Origin of the sequence: Streptomyces sp. NPDC101181 (assembly GCF_044767975.1) — a bacterium.
Lineage (GTDB): Bacteria > Actinomycetota > Actinomycetes > Streptomycetales > Streptomycetaceae > Streptomyces.
Window position 1 is genome coordinate 80,833 of record NZ_JBIWOX010000021.1, and the last position, 19,274, is coordinate 100,106.

Sequence of the window (19,274 nt, forward strand, 5' to 3'; positions counted from 1 at the left end):
CGTCGAGCACACCGAGCACCCGAGGACACCTCCCCATGTACAGACTCTTCTTCCGGCTGGCCTTCCAGCGGACGGACGCCGAGCGGGCCCACCACGCGGCGTTCCGCTGGATCCGTCTCGCCGCCCGCGTCCCCGTCCTGCGCACCTTCGTCGCCGCCGCCCTCGCCCCCCGCCACCGGGAGCTGCGCACCGAGGCGCTGGGCCTGCGGATGCACGGCCCCTTCGGTCTCGCCGCGGGCTTCGACAAGAACGCGGTCGCCGTCGACGGCATGGCGATGCTCGGCTTCGACCACGTCGAGATCGGCACCGTCACCGGCGAACCCCAGCCCGGCAACCCCAAGAAGCGCCTCTTCCGGCTGGTCGACGACCGCGCGCTGATCAACCGGATGGGCTTCAACAACGAGGGCTCCGCCGCCGTCGCCGCCCGGCTGGCCGCCCGTAACCCGGTCTTCCGCACCACCGTCGGCGTCAACATCGGCAAGACCAAGGCCGTCCCGGAGGCCGAGGCCGTCGCCGACTACGTGAAGTCCACCGAGGCCCTCGCACCCCACGCGGACTACCTGGTCGTCAACGTCTCCTCGCCCAACACCCCCGGCCTGCGCGACCTCCAGGCCACCGAGTCACTGCGTCCTCTGCTCACCGCCGTACGCGAGGCCGCCGACCGCACCGTCACCGCCCGGCGCGTCCCGCTGCTCGTCAAGATCGCCCCGGACCTCGCGGACGAGGACATCGACGCGGTCGCCGACCTCGCCGTGGAGCTGGGCCTGGACGGCATCATCGCCACCAACACCACCATCGCCCGCGAGAGCCTGGGCCTGAAGTCCGCCCCGGAGCTGGTGGCCGAGACCGGCGGACTCTCCGGGGCGCCCCTGAAGGAGCGCTCCCTGGCGGTCCTGAGCCGCCTGTACGCGCGGGTGGGGGACCGGATCACGCTGGTGGGCGTCGGGGGAGTCGAGAACGCCGAGGACGCCTGGCAGCGCATCCTCGCCGGGGCCACCCTCGTCCAGGGCTACAGCGCCTTCATCTACCAGGGCCCCTTCTACGCCCGCGGCGTCCACAAGGGCCTCGCCGCCCGGCTCGCCGCGTCCCCGTACGCCTCCCTCGCCGAGGCAGTCGGCGCCGACACCCGGAAGAAGGCCGCCCGGTGACCCCCGCACCCTTCGGCGCCCGGCTGCGCCGGGCCATGGACACCCGCGGGCCGCTGTGCGTCGGCATCGACCCGCACGCCTCGCTGCTCGCCTCCTGGGGTCTGGACGACGACGTCGCGGGCCTGGAGCGCTTCACCCGGACCGTCGTCGAGGCGCTGGCCGACCGGGTCGCCGTCCTCAAGCCGCAGTCCGCGTTCTTCGAGCGGTTCGGCTCGAAGGGCGTCGCCGTCCTGGAGAAGGCCGTGGCGGAGGCCCGCGCGGCCGGCGCCCTGGTCCTGATGGACGCCAAGCGCGGCGACATCGGCTCCACCATGGCCGCCTACGCGGCGACCTACCTGGACCAGGACTCCCCGCTGTTCTCCGACGCGGTGACCCTCTCGCCGTACCTGGGCTTCGGCTCGCTGCGCCCGGCGCTGGACATGGCCGCGTCCAGCGGGGCGGGCGTCTTCGTGCTCGCCCTCACCTCCAACCCGGAGGGCGCCGAGGTCCAGCGGGCCACGGCCGCCGACGGCCGCTCGGTCGCCCAGCTGATGCTGGACCACATGGCCGCCGAGAACGCGGGGGTGGCCCCGCTCGGCTCGGTGGGCGCGGTGGTCGGGGCGACGCTCGGCGACGCGGGGGCGGACCTGGCGGTCAACGGGCCGCTCCTCGCGCCCGGCATCGGCGCCCAGGGAGCCACCGCGGCGGATCTGCCGGGGGTGTTCGGCGACGCGGTGGGCAATGTGGTGCCCAGCGTGAGCCGGGGCGTACTGCGCCACGGTCCGGACGCGTCGGGGCTGCGCGAAGCGGCCGAGCGGTTCGCGGACGAGGTCCGGCGCGCCGTCTCCGGCAGCTGACCCTGACACGTTTACAGCGTGTTGACGAATTACTGACCGGAAACCTGGTCGTTATGTCGGGAAAATCCTGGTCGGGTACAGCTGACCAGGACTTTTCGTCTGTTCTCGCTGACTACAGCGGCCCTTGGCGCTAGTCTCCGTCGAGAGCGGCCGAGCACGGGGTGTTCGACGCTCGCCAGGTGGGTGGCGTCCAGCCTCCCCGCCGGTCCGTATCCGACAGATCGACATCCGAGGTGACGTAGGCGTGGCTCTTCCGCCCCTTACCCCTGAACAGCGCGCAGCCGCGCTCGAAAAGGCCGCCGCGGCTCGCCGGGAGCGGGCCGAGGTCAAGAATCGACTCAAGCACTCCGGCGCCTCCCTCCACGAGGTCATCAAGCAGGGCCAGGAGAACGACGTCATCGGGAAGATGAAGGTCTCCGCCCTGCTGGAATCCCTGCCGGGCGTCGGCAAGGTCCGCGCCAAGCAGATCATGGAGCGTCTCGGCATCTCCGAGAGCCGCCGGGTCAGGGGTCTTGGCTCCAACCAGATCGCATCCCTGGAGCGTGAGTTCGGCGGCAGCCCCGCCTGACGTTCTCAGGCACCTCTGAGAACCTGGATAATCGCTCCATGGCTGCAACATCCCGGGGGACGTCCCCCGTACCCCCGGACGTACGTCCGCGGCTGACCGTGCTCTCCGGCCCCTCGGGCGTCGGCAAGAGCACGGTCGTCGCTCATATGCGCTCGGTACACCCCGAGGTCTGGCTCTCCGTGTCGGCGACGACGCGCAAGCCGCGCCCCGGGGAGCGCAACGGCGTGCACTACTTCTTCGTGGACGACGAGGAGTTCGACAAGCTCGTCGCCAACGGCGAGCTGCTGGAGTGGGCCGAGTTCGCGGGCAACCGCTACGGCACGCCGCGTCGCGCCGTGCTGGACCGCCTGGAGGCCGGTGAACCGGTCCTGCTGGAGATCGACCTCCAGGGCGCCCGGCTGGTCCGCGATTCCATGGACGACGCGCGCCTGGTCTTCCTGGCCCCGCCGACCTGGGAGGAGCTTGTGCGCCGGCTCACCGGCCGGGGCACCGAGGCACCCGAGGTCATCGAGCGCCGCCTCGCCGCCGCGAAGGTCGAACTGGCCGCCGAGGCCGAGTTCGATACGACGCTCGTCAACACCTCCGTCGAGGATGTCGCACGCGAGCTGCTAGCCTTGATGCTTCAGGCTTAGATCCGTGTGATCGTCCAGATCCCCTGATCTTTGATCTACACCCCCTTCGGAAGGCAGAGAGTGTCCTCTTCCATCACCACGCCCGAGGGCATCATCAACCCGCCGATTGATGAGCTCCTCGAGGCCACCGACTCGAAGTACAGCCTGGTGATCTACGCCGCCAAGCGCGCCCGCCAGATCAACGCGTACTACTCGCAGCTCGGCGAGGGCCTCCTGGAGTACGTCGGTCCGCTCGTCGACACCCACGTGCACGAGAAGCCGCTGTCGATCGCGCTCCGCGAGATCAACGCGGGCCTGCTGACCTCCGAGGCCATCGAGGGCCCCGCGCAGTAGCAGCGGCATCCGCTCCACCTCAGGCCCGGCGGCCCGCCCGCCGGGCCTGAGGCGTGTCCGGGACCAGGTGTGAACCCCCGACGCCCGGTGAGCGCCCGGTGAGGCAGCATGGGACCCGTACGTAGCCGTTACGGAGCCGAGTGCGGGGAGCAGCAGTGGACAAGCCGAAGGTGGTCCTGGGGGTCAGCGGGGGCATCGCCGCCTACAAGGCGTGCGAGCTGCTGCGCCGGCTGACCGAGTCCGGTCACGACGTACGAGTCGTGCCGACCGCCTCCTCGCTGCACTTCGTGGGCGCCGCGACCTGGTCGGCGCTCTCCGGGCACCCCGTCTCCGACCAGGTCTGGGACGACGTGCACGAGGTCCCGCACGTGCGGACCGGGCAGAGCGCCGACCTCGTGGTGGTCGCCCCGGCCACCGCCGACATGCTCGCCAAGGCCGCCCACGGGCTCGCCGACGACCTGCTCACCAACACGCTGCTGACCGCGCGCTGCCCGGTGGTCTTCGCGCCCGCCATGCACACCGAGATGTGGGAGCACCCGGCCACCCGGGAGAACGTCGCGACCCTGCGCCGCAGGGGTGCCGTCGTCGTCGAACCCGCTGTCGGGCGGCTCACCGGCGTCGACACCGGCAAGGGCAGGCTGCCCGACCCGGGCGAGATCTTCGAGGTCTGCCGCCGGGTGCTGGCGCGCGGGGTGGCCGAGCCCGACCTCGCGGGCCGCCATGTGGTGATCAGCGCGGGCGGCACCCGCGAGCCACTGGACCCGGTGCGCTTCCTCGGCAACCGCTCCTCCGGCAAGCAGGGGTACGCGCTGGCGCGCACGGCGGTGGCCCGCGGCGCCCGGGTCACCCTGATCGAGGCCAACACCCAGCTGCCCGACCCGGCCGGGGCCGACATCGTGCGGGTCGGCACCGCGGTTCAGCTGCGGGAGGCCGTGCTGAAGGCGGCCGCCGAGGCGGACGTCGTGGTGATGGCGGCCGCGGTGGCCGACTTCCGTCCCGCCGAGTACGCCACCGGCAAGATCAAGAAGAAGGACGGCGAGGAGGCGCCCGCGCTCACCCTGGTCCGCAACCCCGACATCCTCGCCGAGGTCTCCGCCGAGCGGGCCCGGCCGGGCCAGATCGTCGTGGGCTTCGCCGCGGAGACCGACGACGTGCTCGCCAACGGCCGGGCGAAGCTCCGCCGCAAGGGCTGCGATCTGCTCGTCGTCAACGAGGTGGGGGAGCGCAGGACCTTCGGCTCGGAGGAGAACGAGGCGGTCGTCCTCGCCGCCGACGGAACACAGACGCCGGTCCCCCACGGCCCCAAGGAGGCGCTGGCCGACACGGTCTGGGATCTGGTTTCCGGGCGTTTCACGCCTATTTCATAATCAACCCTCCGGGCGACCCAAACAGCCGCATACACCGCGAAGCGGCTCCCGGGGCGGGTGAATTGTCCTACTGGTGACCTGTGTGGCGCAGGTCACGGAACTCCCAAAGAGCGAGACACCTGGTCCGACCCCCGGATGTGACCGATAAACTGGCCGACGGCACGCCCCGAGCGCAGCTCTCGGACGTGCCACCCATGATCAGCCAGCAGCCGCTGCAACCCCAGGGAGCGATGTGTCCCGCCGTCTCTTCACCTCGGAATCCGTGACCGAGGGTCACCCCGACAAGATCGCTGACCAGATCAGCGACACGATTCTCGACGCGCTCCTGCGCGAGGACCCCACCTCGCGCGTCGCCGTCGAGACCTTGATCACCACCGGTCTGGTGCATGTCGCGGGCGAGGTCACTACCAAGGCCTACGCCGACATCCCCAACCTCGTGCGCAACAAGGTTCTGGAGATCGGTTACGACTCCTCCAAGAAGGGCTTCGACGGAGCTTCCTGCGGCGTCTCGGTGTCCATCGGCGCCCAGTCGCCGGACATCGCCCAGGGCGTCGACACCGCATACGAGAAGCGGGTCCAGGGCGCCGCCGCGGGCGGCGAGGACGACGAACTCGACAAGCAGGGCGCGGGCGACCAGGGCCTGATGTTCGGCTACGCCTGCGACGAGACCCCCGAGCTCATGCCGCTCCCGGTCCACCTCGCCCACCGCCTCTCCCGGCGGCTGTCCGAGGTCCGCAAGAACGGGACCATCCCCTACCTGCGCCCCGACGGCAAGACCCAGGTCACCATCGAGTACGACGGGGACAAGGCGGTCCGGCTGGACACCGTGGTCGTCTCCTCGCAGCACGCCTCGGACATCGACCTCGACTCGCTGCTCGCCCCCGACATCCGCGAGTTCGTCGTCGAGCACGTCCTCGCCCAGCTCGTCGAGGACGGCATCAAGCTCGACACCGAGGGCTACCGCCTCCTGGTGAACCCCACCGGCCGCTTCGAGATCGGCGGCCCGATGGGTGACGCCGGGCTCACCGGCCGCAAGATCATCATCGACACCTACGGCGGCATGGCCCGCCACGGCGGCGGCGCCTTCTCCGGCAAGGACCCGTCCAAGGTGGACCGCTCCGCGGCGTACGCGATGCGCTGGGTGGCGAAGAACGTCGTCGCCGCCGGGCTCGCCGCCCGCTGCGAGGTCCAGGTCGCGTACGCCATCGGCAAGGCCGAGCCGGTCGGCCTCTTCGTCGAGACCTTCGGCACCGCGGCCGTCGACACCGAGAAGATCGAGAACGCCATCGCCGAGGTCTTCGACCTCCGCCCGGCCGCGATCATCCGGGACCTCGACCTGCTGCGCCCGATCTACGCGCAGACCGCCGCCTACGGCCACTTCGGCCGCGAGCTCCCGGACTTCACCTGGGAGCGCACGGACCGCGTGGACGCGCTGCGCACCGCCGCCGGTCTGTAGACCGCACGGCATCGGCACGACCTGACGGCGGGGCCCGGACACCGAACGCGGTGTCCGGGCCCCGCTGCCGTGCCGCCGCCCCTGTCAGTGGTCTCTGGTAGGAATTCAGCTGTGAGCAGCGACAACGAGCAGCCCCCCGCACCGGGCGCCGGGGCGCCCGAGCCCGGCGCCGGGGCGCCCGGTGCGGGGGCGCCCGAGCAGCTTGCGCTGATCCGGGAGACGGTGCGCCGGGCCAAGGTGCCGCGCGCCAAGCCGCGGACCTGGCGCGGGGCCGCGCTCGCGAAGGAGCTGCCGGTCGCCCGTGTCCTGGTCAACAAGGGCGTCCTCCACCTCGACCAGTACTTCGACTACGCGGTCCCCGCGGAGCTGGACGCCGAGGCCCGGCCGGGCGTCCGGGTGCGGGTGCGGTTCGGCGCGGGCGGGCGCAACGTCCAGGGCGGGCGGCGCGAGGGCGGCGGACTGATCGACGGCTTCCTGATCGAGCGCCGCGCCGACTCCGACTACCAGGGAGCGCTGGCCGCCCTGGCCTCCGTGGTCTCCCCGGAGCCCGTCCTCGGGGCCGAGCTGCTCGCCCTCTGCCGCGCCGTCGCCGACCGGTACGCGGGCAGCCTCGCCGACGTCCTCCAGCTCGCCGTCCCCCCGCGCAACGGCCGCGCCGAGTCCAAGCCCTCGCCCGAACCCCTGCCCCCGCCCCCGCCCCCGGACCCGGGCACCTGGGAGCGGTACGGACAGGGCCCGGCCTTCCTGAGGGCGCTCGCGGAGGGCGGCGCGCCCCGCGCGGTGTGGACGGCCCTGCCCGGCCCGCACTGGCCCGCCGAGATCGCCCGCGCCGTCGCGGCCACGCTCTCCGCCGGGCGCGGCGCGCTCGTCGTCGTTCCGGACGGGCGGGCCGCCGCCCGGGTCGACGCCGCGCTGAGCGATGTGCTCGGCGCGGGACGGCACGCCCTGCTGACCGCCGACTCCGGCCCGGAGAAGCGCTACCGCCAGTGGCTCGCGGTGTGCCGGGGCTCGGTCCGGGCGGTGGTGGGGACCCGGGCCGCGATGTTCGCCCCCGTCCGCGACCTCGGCCTGGTGGTGGTCTGGGACGACGGGGACTCCAGCCACAGCGACGACAACGCCCCCTTCCCGCACGTCCGCGAGGTCCTGGAGCTGCGAGCCGCCCAAGGCCGCTGCGGCTTCCTGCTCGGCTCCACGAGCTGCACGGTCGAGGCCGCCCAGCTGGTGGAGAGCGGCTGGGCCCTGCCCCTGCTCGCGGACCGGGAGCGGCTGCGCGCCGCGGCCCCCCTGATCCGTACGGTCGGGGACGGTGAGCTGGCCCGGGACGGGGCGGCCCGCTCCGCCCGGCTGCCCAGCCTCGCCTGGCAGACCGTCCGCGACGGCCTGCGCAGCGGACCGGTACTGGTCCAGGTGCCCCGCCGGGGATACGCCCCCCGTCTCGCCTGCGAACGCTGCCGCACCCCCGCCCGCTGCCGTCACTGCGCCGGGCCCCTGGAGGCGCCGGACCAGCGGGATCTGAACTGCGCCTGGTGCGGGCGGGCCGAGCACGCCTGGCACTGCGAGGAGTGCGGGTCCACCCGGCTGCGCGCCCAGATCGTCGGCGCGCGCCGCACCGCCGAGGAGCTGGGCCGGGCCTTCCCCGCCGTGCCGGTCCGCACCTCGGGGCGCGACCACATCCTGGACGCGGTGCCCGCCGCCCCCGCGCTGGTCGTCTCCACCCCCGGCGCCGAGCCCGTGGCCGAGGGCGGTTACGCCGCAGCCCTCCTCCTGGACGGCTGGGCCATGCTGGGCCGCCCCGATCTGCGGGCTGGCGAGGAGGCGCTGCGCCGCTGGACGGCCGCGGGCGCGCTGGTGCGCGGCCAGGACGAGGGCGGCACGGTGGTCATCGTGGCCGAGCCGACGCTCCGGGCGGTGCAGGCGCTGGTGCGCTGGGATCCGGCCGGGTTCGCGCGGCGGGAGCTGGCGGACCGTGCCGACCTGCGCTTCCCGCCCGTCTCCCGGATGGCCTCGGTGACCGGACCCGCCGAGGCCCTGGCATCGTTCCTGCCGACCGCGGGGCTGCCTCCGGAGGCCGAGATCCTGGGCCCGGTGCCGGTCCCCTCAGCCGCCCCCGGCCGCCCGCGCAGACCCGGGGACGCGCCGCCGGGGGAGAGCTGGGAGCGGGCGCTGATCCGCGTGGTCCCGGGGCGCGGCGCGGCGCTCGCGAGGGCCTTGAAGACGGCGCTGGCGGCACGCACGGCGAAGGGCGCGGGCGACCAGCTGCGGATCCGGATCGACCCGCCGGACATCGGCTGACCGGGCACCGTCAGCCCCGGCACGCCGACGCCCCGCCGCGCGGCGGGCACGGGCGGGGCGGCGGTACGACGCGGAGCGGGTCAGCCGTTGCGGGGCCCCGGGAACGCGCCGGGGCGGAGCTCCTCGCGGGCGGCGGGCTGGGCCGGCGAGGGGTGCGGGGGCCTCGACCGGGCGGCGGGCACCGCGGGCAGCGGGGCGCCGGACGCGGCGGCGGTGGCCCCGCCCAGTGCGGTCCCGACGGACACCGGGCGCGGCACACCCGCCGCCTCGGCGCCCGGCTCGGCGGCGGGCTGCTGGGCGGCGGCCTTGCGCGTGCCGTAGCGGCGGTGCACGGCCTGCTTGGTGACGCCGAGGGCGGAGCCCACCGCGTCCCAGGAGAAGCCCAGCGAACGGTCGAAGTCCACCGCGGCCGTCACCAGGGTCTCGACGCTGTCCCTCAGCTCCTGCGCGAGGCGGACGGTGGGGGCCGGGGCCCTGCCGTAGACGACGAAGCCCGCGGAGGGGCCGGAGCGGCGCGGACGGTAGACGTTGCCGAGCTGCGCGGTGAGCGTGCGCAGCGCGTCCACCTGCCGCCGGACCCGCTCGATGTCCCGCACCAGAAGGTGCAGACTGGCCCGCGCTTGGGCGTCGTGGGTTGCGTGGTCGGCCATGAAAGAGAAGCCTCTCGAACCGGCGTTGAAGGGGAGCCGGGACGCACGGGGCGGCCCGCTTCGGTCAATCTCCTTTGACCAACGCCCGAGCCGGGTATGTGGTCACGCTGTCGGGGCGTATGCGCATATGCACAGGGCGTGCGCGGAGCGCGTACGCCCCCTCGGCCGGAGTACCACCCCCGGGGACCGGCCGGCCCGCCCGGCGGCGGGCACCCCTGGGACGGCACCCCCTAGACTGGTGCGCTGCTCGTCACCGCACGTCCTGGCCCGAGAGGCAGTCAGCCACCCATGAAGCTCGTCTTCGCCGGTACCCCCGAGGTCGCCGTCCCCGCCCTGGACGCCCTGATCGCCTCCGGCCGTCACGAGGTGGCCGCCGTCGTCACCCGCCCCGACGCCCCGGCCGGGCGTGGCCGCAGGCTCGTCGCGAGCCCGGTGGCCGAACGGGCCCAGGAGGCCGGGATCGAGGTGCTGAGGCCCGCGAAACCCCGCGACGAGGAGTTCCTGGCCCGGCTGCGCGAGATCGCCCCGGACTGCTGCCCGGTCGTGGCGTACGGCGCCCTGCTGCCCAAGTCCGCCCTCGACGTGCCCGCCCGGGGCTGGGTCAACCTGCACTTCTCGCTGCTGCCCGCCTGGCGCGGCGCTGCCCCGGTCCAGCACGCGCTGATGGCGGGGGACGAGGTGACCGGCGCGTCGACCTTCCTGATCGAGGAGGGCCTGGACTCCGGCCCGGTCTTCGGCGTCCTCACCGAGGAGATCCGCCCCACCGACACCAGCGGCGACCTGCTCACCCGGCTCGCCTTCGCCGGGGCGGGACTGCTGGCGGCCACCATGGACGGCATCGAGGACGGCACCCTGCACGCCGTGCCCCAGCCGCACGAGGGCGTCACGCTGGCGCCGAAGATCACCGTCGAGGGCGCGCGGATCTCGTGGCAGGCCCCCGCCCTGCGGGTAGACCGGGTCGTGCGCGGCTGCACCCCGGCGCCCGGCGCCTGGACCCTGTTCCGCGGCGAGCGGCTCAAGCTGATCCAGGCGACCCCCGTCCCGGACCGCACCGACCTGGCCCCCGGCGAGCTGTCGGCGGCCAAGAACAACGTGTACGCGGGCACCGGCTCGCACGCCGTCGAGCTGCTCTGGGTCCAGCCGCAGGGCAAGAAGCCGATGAAGGCCGCCGACTGGGCGCGCGGCGTCCGGATCGCCCACGGCGAGCTGCTGGGGTCCTGAGAGCCTCTCGTGACGGGGTGCCGGGAGCGGCGTCGTAGGCTGGGAGGGTTCGCCCCTCTCACCCTCAGCGGAGCACCTTTCCCGTGAACGACCAGCCGCGTCGCCGTCCCGCCAAGCCCCACCGCCGGCCCAAGAAGGACCCGGTCCGCTTCCTCGCCTTCGAGGCGCTGCGAGCCGTCGACGAGCGGGACGCGTACGCCAACCTCGTGCTGCCGCCGCTGTTGAAGAAGGCGCGCGCCCAGGGCGGCTTCGACGGCCGGGACGCGGCGCTGGCGACGGAGCTGGTCTACGGGACGCTCCGCCGCCAGGGGACGTACGACGCGATCGTGGCGGCCTGCGTGGACCGGCCGCTGCGCGAGGTCGACCCGCCCGTGCTGGACGTCCTCAACATGGGCGTCCACCAGCTGCTCGGCACCCGCATCCCCACCCACGCGGCCGTCTCCGCCAGTGTGGAGCTGGCCCGGGTGGTTTTGGGGGAGGGGCGGGCGAAGTTCGTCAACGCCGTGCTGCGCAAGGTGACCGCGTACGACCTCGACGGCTGGGTCGAGAGGGTCGCGCCGCCCTACGACGAGGACGCCGAGGACCACCTCTCCGTCGTGCACTCCCACCCGCGCTGGATCGTCTCCGCGCTCTGGGACGCGCTGGGCGGCGGCCGTGCGGGCATCGAGGACCTGCTGGAGGCGGACAACGAGCGGCCCGAGGTGACGCTGGTGGCCCGCCCCGGCCGCTCCACCACCGAGGAGCTGGTCAAGGCCCTGGGCGAGGACAACTCCCTGCCCGGCCGCTGGTCCCCGTACGCCGTGCGGATGGCGGAGGGCGGTGAGCCCGGTGCGCTGGAGGCGGTCCAGGAGGGCCGGGCGGGCGTCCAGGACGAGGGCAGCCAGCTGGTCGCCGCAGCCCTGGCCGCCGCCCCCGTGGAGGGGCGCGACACCCGGTGGCTGGACGGCTGCGCGGGCCCCGGCGGCAAGGCCGCCCTGCTGGCCGCGCTCGCCGCCGGACGGGGCGCGACGCTGCTCGCCGCCGAGAAGCAGCCGCACCGCGCCCGGCTGGTCGAGCGGGCGCTCGCCGGCAACCCCGGCCCGTACCAGGTGGTCACCGCCGACGGCACCCGCCCGCCGTGGCGTCCCGGCACGTTCGACCGGGTCCTGATGGACGTGCCGTGCTCGGGCCTGGGCGCGCTGCGGCGCCGCCCCGAGTCCCGCTGGCGGCGCCGCGCCGAGGACATGGAGGCCTTCGCCCCGCTCCAGCGCGGCCTGCTGCGCGAGGCCCTGAAGGCCGTGCGGGTCGGCGGCGTGGTCGGCTACGCGACCTGCTCGCCGCATCTCGCCGAGACCCGGGTGGTCGTGGAGGACGTCCTCGGGGGCCGTGGCGGGGAGCCGGTGGAGGCGGAGTGGGTCGACGCCCGCCCGCTGCTGCCCGGGGTGCCCGCCCTGGGCGATGGTCCCGACGTCCAGCTCTGGCCCCATCTGCACGGCACGGACGCGATGTATCTGGCTCTGCTGCGCCGGACCGGCTGAATACCACCGAGTCAGCGGGGCTCCGCGCGCAGCGGAAGAAGAGCAAAGTACCGGCAAAATGCCCTGAATGCCCTGAATGCCCTGAATGCGCGGACTGCGAGGGCTGTGTACGGCCGCGGAGGGCATCGGGGCGGGGAACCGGCGCGGGACATGGCAGGCTTGGGTCATGGCGCAGATCAACCCCAGCATCCTGTCCGCGGATTTCGCCCGTCTCGCCGACGAGGCGAAGGCCGTCGAGGGCGCGGACTGGCTCCACGTCGACGTGATGGACAACCACTTCGTGCCCAACCTGACGCTCGGCGTGCCGATCGTCGAGGCGCTCGGCCGGGCCACGGACATCCCGCTGGACTGCCACCTCATGATCGAGGACGCGGACCGCTGGGCCCCGCAGTACGTGGAGGCCGGGGCCGGGTCCGTCACCTTCCACGCCGAGGCCGCCGCCGCTCCGGTGCGGCTCGCGCGGGAGATCCGGGCGAAGGGGGCGCGCGCCTCGATGGCGCTCAAGCCCGCGACGCCCGTCGAGCCGTACGAGGACCTGCTCCCCGAGCTGGACATGCTGCTGATCATGACCGTCGAGCCGGGCTTCGGCGGCCAGGCGTTCCTGGACATCATGCTGCCGAAGATCCGCCGTACCCGGGAGCTGATCAGCAAGCACGGTCTCGAACTGTGGCTCCAGGTCGACGGCGGGGTCTCGGCGAGCACCATCGAGCGCTGCGCCGAGGCCGGAGCCGACGTCTTCGTCGCCGGGTCCGCGGTCTACGGAGCGGCGGACCCCGCGAAGGCGGTGCGGGAGCTGCGGGCCCAGGCGGACGCGGTCACGGCCGTCGCCCCCTGGGCGTGCGACCACTGAACCAAGGGCAGATGAACGCGGTCCGGCAGGGCCGATCAAGGAACGCCGGATCTGACAGGATGAACGGCGTATCGGGCGCGTGAACAGCAGTGAGGAGATCGCGGTGTCTGGCATCTCGGCGGGTCGGTCAGCCATGCGGATGGGACCCGCGGAGCTGGTGCAGGCGGCGGCCATGGCCCGCCGGTTCTATCTGGAGGGCAAGTCCAAGATCCAGATCGCCGAGGAGTTCGGCGTCAGCCGCTTCAAGGTGGCCCGGGTCCTGGAGACGGCCCTGGAGCGCGACCTCGTACGGATCGAGATCCGGGTCCCCGCCGAGCTGGACGCCGAACGCTCCGACGCGCTGCGCGCCCGCTACGGGCTGCGGCACGCGGTGGTCGTCGAGTCCCCGGCCGATGAGCAGGACGACGCCGCCGACCCGGAGAACCTGGGCGAGGTCGCGGCCGACCTGCTGGGCGAGCTGGTGGCCGAGGGCGATGTGCTGGGCCTGGCCTGGGGCCGCTCCACCATCCACATGGCCGCCGCCCTCGACCGGCTCCCGCCCTGCACGGTCGTCCAGCTGACCGGGGTGTACGACGCGGGCACCGCGGAGCGCGGCTCGGTCGAGGCGGTCCGCCGGGCCGCCCAGGTCTCCGGCGGCGAGGCCCACCCCATCTACGCCCCGATGCTGCTGCCCGACCCCGCGACGGCCGCCGCGCTGCGTGAGCAGACGGGCATCGCCCGCGCCTTCGAGTACTTCGACAAGGTCACCGTCGCCGCCGTCTCCATCGGCTCCTGGGAGCCGGGCATCTCCACCGTCCACGACATGCTCTCCGACCAGGAGCGCGCCCACTACGCCTCGCTCGGGGTCGCCGCCGAGATGTCCGCGCACCTCTTCGACGCGGACGGCCGCCGGGTGGGCCGCGACCTCGGGGAGCGCTGCATCACGGTGGAGGCGGACCGGCTGCGCCGGATTCCCGAGGTGGTGGCGATCGCGGGCGGCCAGCGCAAGGCGGCCGCGATCGGCGCCGTGCTGCGCTCCGGGCTCGTCACCAGCCTGGTGACGGACACGGCCGCCGCCGACTACCTGCTCACCGAGTCGGCCGCCGGGGTGCGCCCGGCGCTGGAGCGGGCCGACCCCGACGGGGAGTGACCCCCTCCGGCACCGCCGGACGCGATGAGGGCCGGACACCGTATGACGCGATGGGGCCGGACACCGCATACGGTGTCCGGCCCCATCGCGTCGCCCGGCTCAGCCGGCCGGGGGCGCCTTGGCCGCGCACGGGGCGGCCTCGACGGGGGCGGCCTCGGTGCGGGCGGGCGGGATGCCCAGCACGGTCTCCTCCAGATACTCCTCGGGCTCCTCGTACTGGCCCACGTCGGCCGGGTTGTAGCGCGGCGTCCGGCGCGACCAGTCCAGGTTGCCCCGCATCCAGCTGCGCATCCCGTCGAGGTAGGGCACCAGCAGCCCGGACAGCTCCGGATACAGCTCCAGCAGCTCGTCCTCGGCGGTGAGGAAGCGCTCGGTCTCCTTCGCGATCCGCTCCGCGACGTGGTCCAGCGCCTGCTGCTCGCCCAGCCCCCGGTGGTGGCGGACCAGGTGGACGAGGTTGTGGATCTCGCCGAGCACCTGCTCCTTCTCGAAGGAGTACACGTCGTTGGCCCAGCACACGTGGTTGCAGGAGGCTTCCAGGGCGGTGATGAACCGGGGGTCGTTGTGGACCGACTCCGGCGCCTCGATGCCCGCCACGATCTCTATGAGGTCCATGCAGACGTGGATGGCCCCGGTGTGCCGCCGTTTCGCGATGTACGTCTCCTCCGAGGGCACCACGCCCTCGGCCCGGTTGCCCGCCTCCCAGGTCGTCGCGGTCGTGAGGTAGGTGACCAGGTGCCAGGCGAACCGGGTCCGCCAGTGGGGGGCCGCGTTCGGTGTCGTACGTTCCCACAGGTCGGCCAGGGCGATCACGGCGGCCGGGAGCTCCTCGCCCGGCAGCGGTTCGGGGGCCGAGCCGTCGACCACGGCGCGCATCCGGTCGACCACATCCCTCACCCGCTCGGGTGAACGGCCGAGGTGGCCGTCGTCGAGCTGGTCGTCGACGAGGAAGAGCCAGACGAACCAGTCGGCCACCAGATCGAGGTGGCCGGGGTCGGCCGTCGGGTGGACCATGCCGACGAACGCCGCGAAATCGGCTTGCTCGAAGCGGTTCCTCGCGGACTCGCGGTGGACCAGACCGGTCTGTCTGGTCCAGGCGTCCAGATGCCCCCGGGTGTGTCCCACGTGCGGGTTGGTCCGCTGCGGGAACGGGCAGTAGATGTCCGGCAGTTCGCTGTCCACAGGCGGATCTGGATCCTCTCCGGTCAAACGGTGTGCCCAGGGCTGCCGATGTGCCGGAGCGGCGCTTCGGACACCCCCGAGACCTGCGGGTTTGAAGCTACCTGACCCCTTGTCACCCGGTCCAGGGATGCTGATCACGAATGATTCGAATCCCGTTCGGGTACAGTCCGTGGGTAAGGCAGGTTCCACTTGCCCGGGGCCCCCGGCCACCGCGGGAAGCGCTCGTCGGAGCGCCTCTTGGAGGAACGGACGACAGCGGGGGTCTTTTGCTGTGTCTTCGTGGAAACGACCTGCACCGTTTCGTATGAAAAAATGAGTGTTATGCGTTTTCTTGAGCCCGGCACCGGTCGCTACACGGAGTCCCCCGCGGTCCCCTACGACCTCACGTACGACGACGTCTTCATGGTCCCGGGCCGCTCCGCGGTCGGCTCCCGGCAGGGGGTGGACCTCTCCTCGCCGGACGGCACCGGCACCACCATCCCGCTCGTGGTCGCCAACATGACCGCCATCGCGGGGCGCCGCATGGCCGAGACCGTCGCCCGGCGCGGCGGTCTCGTCGTGATCCCGCAGGACATCCCGATCGAGGTCGTCGCCGACGTCGTCTCCTGGGTCAAGACCCGCCACCTCGTCCTGGACACCCCCATCGAGCTGGCCCCCGGCCAGACCGTCGCCGACGCCCTGTCGCTGCTGCCCAAGCGCGCGCACGGCGCGGGTGTCGTCGTCGACGAGGGCCGGCGTCCCGTCGGCGTCGTCACCGACCACGACCTGACCGGCGTCGACCGCTTCACGCAGCTCTCCGAGGTCATGTCCAGGGACCTGGTGCTGCTGGACGCGGACATCGACCCCCGCGACGCCTTCAACAAGCTCGACGGCGCCAACCGCAAGCTGGCCCCCGCGGTCGACGCCGACGGCCGCCTGGTGGGCATCCTCACGCGCAAGGCCGCCCTGCGGGCCACCCTCTACACCCCGGCCACCGACGCCTCGGGCAAGCTGCGCGTCGCCGCCGCCGTCGGCATCAACGGCGACGTCGCGGGCAAGGCCAAGCAGCTCTTGGACGCGGGCGCCGACGTGCTCGTCGTGGACACCGCCCACGGCCACCAGGAGTCCATGATCAGCGCGGTGAAGGCGGTCCGCGCGCTGGACCCGCGGGTCCCGGTCGTCGCGGGCAACATCGTCTCCGCCGAGGGCGTGCGCGACCTGATCGAGGCGGGCGCCGACATCATCAAGGTCGGCGTCGGCCCCGGCGCCATGTGCACCACCCGGATGATGACCGGCGTCGGCCGCCCGCAGTTCTCCGCCGTCCTGGAGTGCGCCGCCGAGGCGAGGAAGCACGGCAAGCACGTGTGGGCCGACGGCGGCGTCCGGCACCCGCGCGACGTCGCGATGGCGCTCGCCGCCGGCGCGTCCAACGTGATGATCGGCTCCTGGTTCGCCGGGACCTACGAGTCGCCCGGCGACCTCCAGCAGTCCGCCGACGGCCGCCTCTACAAGGAGTCCTTCGGCATGGCCTCGGCGCGCGCCGTCAAGAACCGCACCTCGGAGGAGTCCGCGTACGACCGGGCCCGCAAGGCGCTCTTCGAGGAGGGCATCTCCACCTCGCGGATGTTCCTCGACCCGGCCCGCCCCGGCGTCGAGGACCTGATCGACTCGATCATCGCGGGCGTCCGCTCCTCCTGCACCTACGCGGGCGCGGGCTCCCTGGAGGAGTTCGCCGAGAAGGCGGTCGTCGGCATCCAGAGCGCCGCCGGTTACGCCGAGGGCAAGCCGCTGCACGCCAGCTGGAGCTGATCCCGCAGGCTCCCGCCCCCCTCGCATGACAACGCCTCCGCCCCTCCCGGCCGCTCGCGCCCGGAGGGGCGGAGGCGTTCGCGGAGGCTCCAGGGCTGGCCGGTACCGCACTTCAACTCGCTTACGACTTAAGTAATATGAAGCGCACTCAGCTGCCTGCCTCCTGCGGTAAGGGATCTCATGTCCTTCTTCACTGACCTGGCCCATCAGTACATCGACGGCGAGTGGAGGCCGGGGAAGGGGTCCTGGGACATCATCGACTTCAACCCCTTCGACGGGGAGAAGCTCGCCTCCATCCCCGTGGCCACCGCCGACGAGGTCGACCAGGCCTACCGCGCGGCCGAACGCGCCCAGCAGGCGTGGGCCGAGACCAACCCGTACAGCAGGCGGGCCGTGCTGGAGAAGGCGCTGCGGATCGTCGAGGAGCGCGAGGCGGAGATCGGCGAGGCCATCGTCGCCGAACTGGGCGGCACCCGGCTGAAGGCCGCCTTCGAACTGCACCTGGCCAAGGAGTTCCTCCGCGAGGCCATCCAGCTCGCCCTGCGCCCCGCCGGACAGATCCTCCCCTCGCCGACCGAGGGCAAGGAGAACCGCGTCTACCGGGTGCCCGTCGGCGTCGTCGGGGTGATCAGCCCCTTCAACTTCCCCTTCCTGCTCTCCCTCAAGTCCGTCGCCCCCGCCCTCGCCCTCGGCAACGCCGTCGTCCTCAAGCCGCACCAGAACACCCCGGTCTGCGGCGGCACCCTCCTGGCGAAGGTCTTCGAGGACGCCGGGCTCCCCGGCGGGCTGCTGAACGTCGTGATCACCGACATCGCGGAGATCGGTGACACCCTGCTGGAACACCCGGTGCCGCAGGTCATCTCCTTCACCGGCTCCGACAAGGTCGGCCGGCACGTCGCCACGGTCTGCGCCCAGAACCTCAAGCGCGCCGTCCTCGAACTCGGCGGCAACAGCGCCCTGATCGTGCTCGACGACGCGGACGTGGACTACGCCGTCGACGCGGCGGTCTTCAGCCGCTACGTCCACCAGGGGCAGGTCTGCATGGCCGCCAACCGCATCCTGGTCGACCGCGCCGTCGAGGCGGAGTTCACCGAGAAGTTCGTCGCCAAGGTGGCCTCGCTCACCGTCGGCGACCCCGCAGACCCGGCCACCCAGATCGGCCCGCTGATCAACTCCTCGCAGGCCGAGTCCGTCGCCAAGCTCGTCGACCAGACCGTGGCGGCCGGGGCGACGGCCCTCCTGCACGGCGGCGCCGACGGCAACCTGGTCAGCCCCTCCGTGCTCACCGGTCTCACCCCCGACTCGCCCGTCCTCCAGCAGGAGATCTTCGGGCCCGTCGCCCTGATCGTCCCCTTCGACGGCGAGGACGAGGCCGTCCGTATCGCCAACGACACCCCCTACGGACTCAGCGGCGCCGTCCACACCGCCAACACCGAGCGCGGGGTGCGGGTCGGGCAGCGCGTCCACACCGGCATGATCCACATCAACGACGGCACCGTCCACGACGAGCCCATCGTCCCCTTCGGCGGCGAGAAGAGCTCGGGCCTCGGCCGGCTCAACGGCGACTCGATGATCGACGCCTTCACCACCCAGAAGTGGATCTCCATCCAGCACGGCCGCTCGCAGTTCCCCTTCTGACGGCCCGCCCCGACGCACCGGGCGACGGCCCGTGGTCTACTGCGGGTGGCGGCACCGTCCGCCACCCGCAGCCCCGGCCCACCGCAGAGAAGTGAACCGCCCGACGTGCGCCTGAACGACCTCGACGAACGCATCGTCCACGCCCTCGCCGAAGACGCCCGGCGCTCCTTCGCCGACATCGGCGCGGTCGTCGGCCTCTCCGCCCCCGCCGTGAAACGCCGCGTCGACCGGCTGCGCGCCGAGGGCGCCATCACCGGGTTCACCGTGCGCGTCGACCCGGCCGCGCTCGGCTGGGAGACCGAGGGGTTCATCGAGATCTACTGCAGCCGCAACACCTCCCCGGACGCGATCAGGCAGGGCCTCGCCCGCTACCCGGAGATCGCCTCCGCCTCGACGGTGACCGGGGAGGCCGACGCGGTGGTCCAGGTCCTCGCGGCCGACATGCGCCACTTCGAGGAGGTGCTGGAGCGCATCGCGGGGGAGCCGTACGTGGAGCGCACCAAGTCGGTGCTGGTCCTCTCGCCGCTGCTGCGCCGCTACCCGGCGCAGGCGCCGCCCGTCTGAGGACCGCTCGGCCAGTGGCGGACATCACCCCGCTGACCTGGGGTGATGCCTGGCGCAACGATTCGCCGCCAGGGCCCTTTCCCGCGCAACGAATCGACGGTCC

The 19,274-nt window shown here is 73.0% G+C and carries 17 protein-coding genes; 15 read left to right on the forward strand and 2 right to left on the reverse strand.

Annotated elements, in window-relative coordinates; translation table 11 throughout:
* Positions 1 to 35 precede the first annotated feature (35 nt).
* From ACIRRU_RS26085 to ACIRRU_RS26120, 8 genes are all read left to right on the forward strand, one after another.
* Positions 36 to 1,148 carry a quinone-dependent dihydroorotate dehydrogenase gene (locus ACIRRU_RS26085; RefSeq protein WP_403684362.1) on the forward strand — a complete coding sequence of 371 codons (1,113 nt, stop codon included), beginning with the start codon at positions 36 to 38 and terminating at the stop codon, positions 1,146 to 1,148.
* Positions 1,145 to 1,984, forward strand: coding sequence for an orotidine-5'-phosphate decarboxylase (pyrF, locus tag ACIRRU_RS26090; RefSeq protein WP_403684364.1), 840 nt, complete (start codon positions 1,145 to 1,147; stop codon positions 1,982 to 1,984). Before ACIRRU_RS26085 ends, pyrF begins: the two co-directional genes overlap by 4 nt.
* A 244-nt stretch (positions 1,985 to 2,228) precedes the next feature.
* A complete protein-coding gene (locus tag ACIRRU_RS26095) occupies positions 2,229 to 2,552 on the forward strand; it encodes an integration host factor (protein WP_003970367.1) in 324 nt (107 codons plus the stop codon).
* 38 nt (positions 2,553 to 2,590) lie between these two features.
* Entirely contained in the window at positions 2,591 to 3,184 is a 594-nt protein-coding gene (gene gmk / locus ACIRRU_RS26100; RefSeq protein ID WP_363202480.1) for a guanylate kinase, read from the forward strand.
* Positions 3,185 to 3,244: 60 nt separating this feature from the next.
* Positions 3,245 to 3,517, forward strand: coding sequence for a DNA-directed RNA polymerase subunit omega (gene rpoZ, locus ACIRRU_RS26105; protein WP_003970369.1), 273 nt, complete (start codon positions 3,245 to 3,247; stop codon positions 3,515 to 3,517).
* A gap of 155 nt (positions 3,518 to 3,672) precedes the next feature.
* On the forward strand, positions 3,673 to 4,884 hold the full coding sequence (gene coaBC, locus ACIRRU_RS26110; protein ID WP_403684367.1) for a bifunctional phosphopantothenoylcysteine decarboxylase/phosphopantothenate--cysteine ligase CoaBC: 1,212 nt from the start codon (positions 3,673 to 3,675) through the stop codon (positions 4,882 to 4,884).
* 232 nt (positions 4,885 to 5,116) lie between these two features.
* Positions 5,117 to 6,340 carry a methionine adenosyltransferase gene (gene metK / locus ACIRRU_RS26115; RefSeq protein ID WP_363202483.1) on the forward strand — a complete coding sequence of 408 codons (1,224 nt, stop codon included), beginning with the start codon at positions 5,117 to 5,119 and terminating at the stop codon, positions 6,338 to 6,340.
* Positions 6,341 to 6,451: 111 nt separating this feature from the next.
* Positions 6,452 to 8,632, forward strand: coding sequence for a primosomal protein N' (locus ACIRRU_RS26120; protein ID WP_403684370.1), 2,181 nt, complete (start codon positions 6,452 to 6,454; stop codon positions 8,630 to 8,632).
* An 80-nt stretch (positions 8,633 to 8,712) separates the two neighbouring features.
* Here the strand turns inward: ACIRRU_RS26120 and ACIRRU_RS26125 are convergent, their stop codons facing one another.
* Positions 8,713 to 9,282 (reverse strand): hypothetical protein, encoded by a 570-nt coding sequence (locus ACIRRU_RS26125; protein ID WP_403684372.1) that lies wholly within the window; start codon positions 9,280 to 9,282, stop codon positions 8,713 to 8,715.
* A 288-nt stretch (positions 9,283 to 9,570) separates the two neighbouring features.
* Here ACIRRU_RS26125 and fmt point away from each other — a divergent pair, with 288 nt between their 5' ends.
* The 4 genes from fmt (at position 9,571) to ACIRRU_RS26145 (ending at position 13,999) form a co-directional block, all read left to right on the forward strand.
* On the forward strand, positions 9,571 to 10,503 hold the full coding sequence (gene fmt / locus ACIRRU_RS26130) for a methionyl-tRNA formyltransferase (RefSeq protein WP_363202486.1): 933 nt from the start codon (positions 9,571 to 9,573) through the stop codon (positions 10,501 to 10,503).
* 83 nt (positions 10,504 to 10,586) lie between these two features.
* The gene (locus tag ACIRRU_RS26135) at positions 10,587 to 12,020 is read left to right on the forward strand and encodes an RsmB/NOP family class I SAM-dependent RNA methyltransferase (protein WP_403684374.1); all 1,434 of its coding nucleotides are present in this window, start codon (positions 10,587 to 10,589) and stop codon (positions 12,018 to 12,020) included.
* Positions 12,021 to 12,186: 166 nt separating this feature from the next.
* Entirely contained in the window at positions 12,187 to 12,870 is a 684-nt protein-coding gene (rpe, locus tag ACIRRU_RS26140) for a ribulose-phosphate 3-epimerase (RefSeq protein WP_403684376.1), read from the forward strand.
* A gap of 133 nt (positions 12,871 to 13,003) precedes the next feature.
* Complete coding sequence (locus ACIRRU_RS26145; RefSeq protein WP_403684378.1) at positions 13,004 to 13,999, forward strand: sugar-binding transcriptional regulator; 996 nt, start codon at positions 13,004 to 13,006, stop codon at positions 13,997 to 13,999.
* Between the two features lie 99 nt (positions 14,000 to 14,098).
* On the opposite strand, the gene ACIRRU_RS26150 is transcribed toward ACIRRU_RS26145, so the two are convergent.
* Entirely contained in the window at positions 14,099 to 15,181 is a 1,083-nt protein-coding gene (locus ACIRRU_RS26150) for a terpene cyclase (RefSeq protein WP_403684380.1), read from the reverse strand.
* A 321-nt stretch (positions 15,182 to 15,502) separates the two neighbouring features.
* Here ACIRRU_RS26150 and ACIRRU_RS26155 point away from each other — a divergent pair, with 321 nt between their 5' ends.
* The 3 genes from ACIRRU_RS26155 (at position 15,503) to ACIRRU_RS26165 (ending at position 19,171) form a co-directional block, all read left to right on the forward strand.
* A complete protein-coding gene (locus ACIRRU_RS26155; RefSeq protein WP_403684382.1) occupies positions 15,503 to 16,969 on the forward strand; it encodes a GuaB1 family IMP dehydrogenase-related protein in 1,467 nt (488 codons plus the stop codon).
* 180 nt (positions 16,970 to 17,149) lie between these two features.
* Positions 17,150 to 18,607: an aldehyde dehydrogenase family protein gene (locus ACIRRU_RS26160; protein WP_403684383.1), complete on the forward strand. Its 1,458-nt coding sequence runs from the start codon at positions 17,150 to 17,152 to the stop codon at positions 18,605 to 18,607.
* A gap of 105 nt (positions 18,608 to 18,712) precedes the next feature.
* Positions 18,713 to 19,171: an Lrp/AsnC family transcriptional regulator gene (locus ACIRRU_RS26165; protein WP_403684385.1), complete on the forward strand. Its 459-nt coding sequence runs from the start codon at positions 18,713 to 18,715 to the stop codon at positions 19,169 to 19,171.
* The last annotated feature ends 103 nt before the right edge of the window (positions 19,172 to 19,274 follow it).

Bases quoted from the DNA above. Each gene is read 5' to 3' on its own strand.
- fmt (WP_363202486.1), top strand. From the start codon at position 9,571: ATGAAGCTCGTCTTCGCCGGTACCCCCGAGGTCGCCGTCCCCGCCCTG.
- gmk (WP_363202480.1), top strand. From the start codon at position 2,591: ATGGCTGCAACATCCCGGGGGACGTCCCCCGTACCCCCGGACGTACGT.
- ACIRRU_RS26160 (WP_403684383.1), top strand. From the start codon at position 17,150: ATGTCCTTCTTCACTGACCTGGCCCATCAGTACATCGACGGCGAGTGG.
- ACIRRU_RS26125 (WP_403684372.1), bottom strand. From the start codon at position 9,282: ATGGCCGACCACGCAACCCACGACGCCCAAGCGCGGGCCAGTCTGCAC.
- rpe (WP_403684376.1), top strand. From the start codon at position 12,187: ATGGCGCAGATCAACCCCAGCATCCTGTCCGCGGATTTCGCCCGTCTC.
- ACIRRU_RS26085 (WP_403684362.1), top strand. From the start codon at position 36: ATGTACAGACTCTTCTTCCGGCTGGCCTTCCAGCGGACGGACGCCGAG.
- ACIRRU_RS26155 (WP_403684382.1), top strand. From the start codon at position 15,503: ATGCGTTTTCTTGAGCCCGGCACCGGTCGCTACACGGAGTCCCCCGCG.
- ACIRRU_RS26145 (WP_403684378.1), top strand. From the start codon at position 13,004: ATGCGGATGGGACCCGCGGAGCTGGTGCAGGCGGCGGCCATGGCCCGC.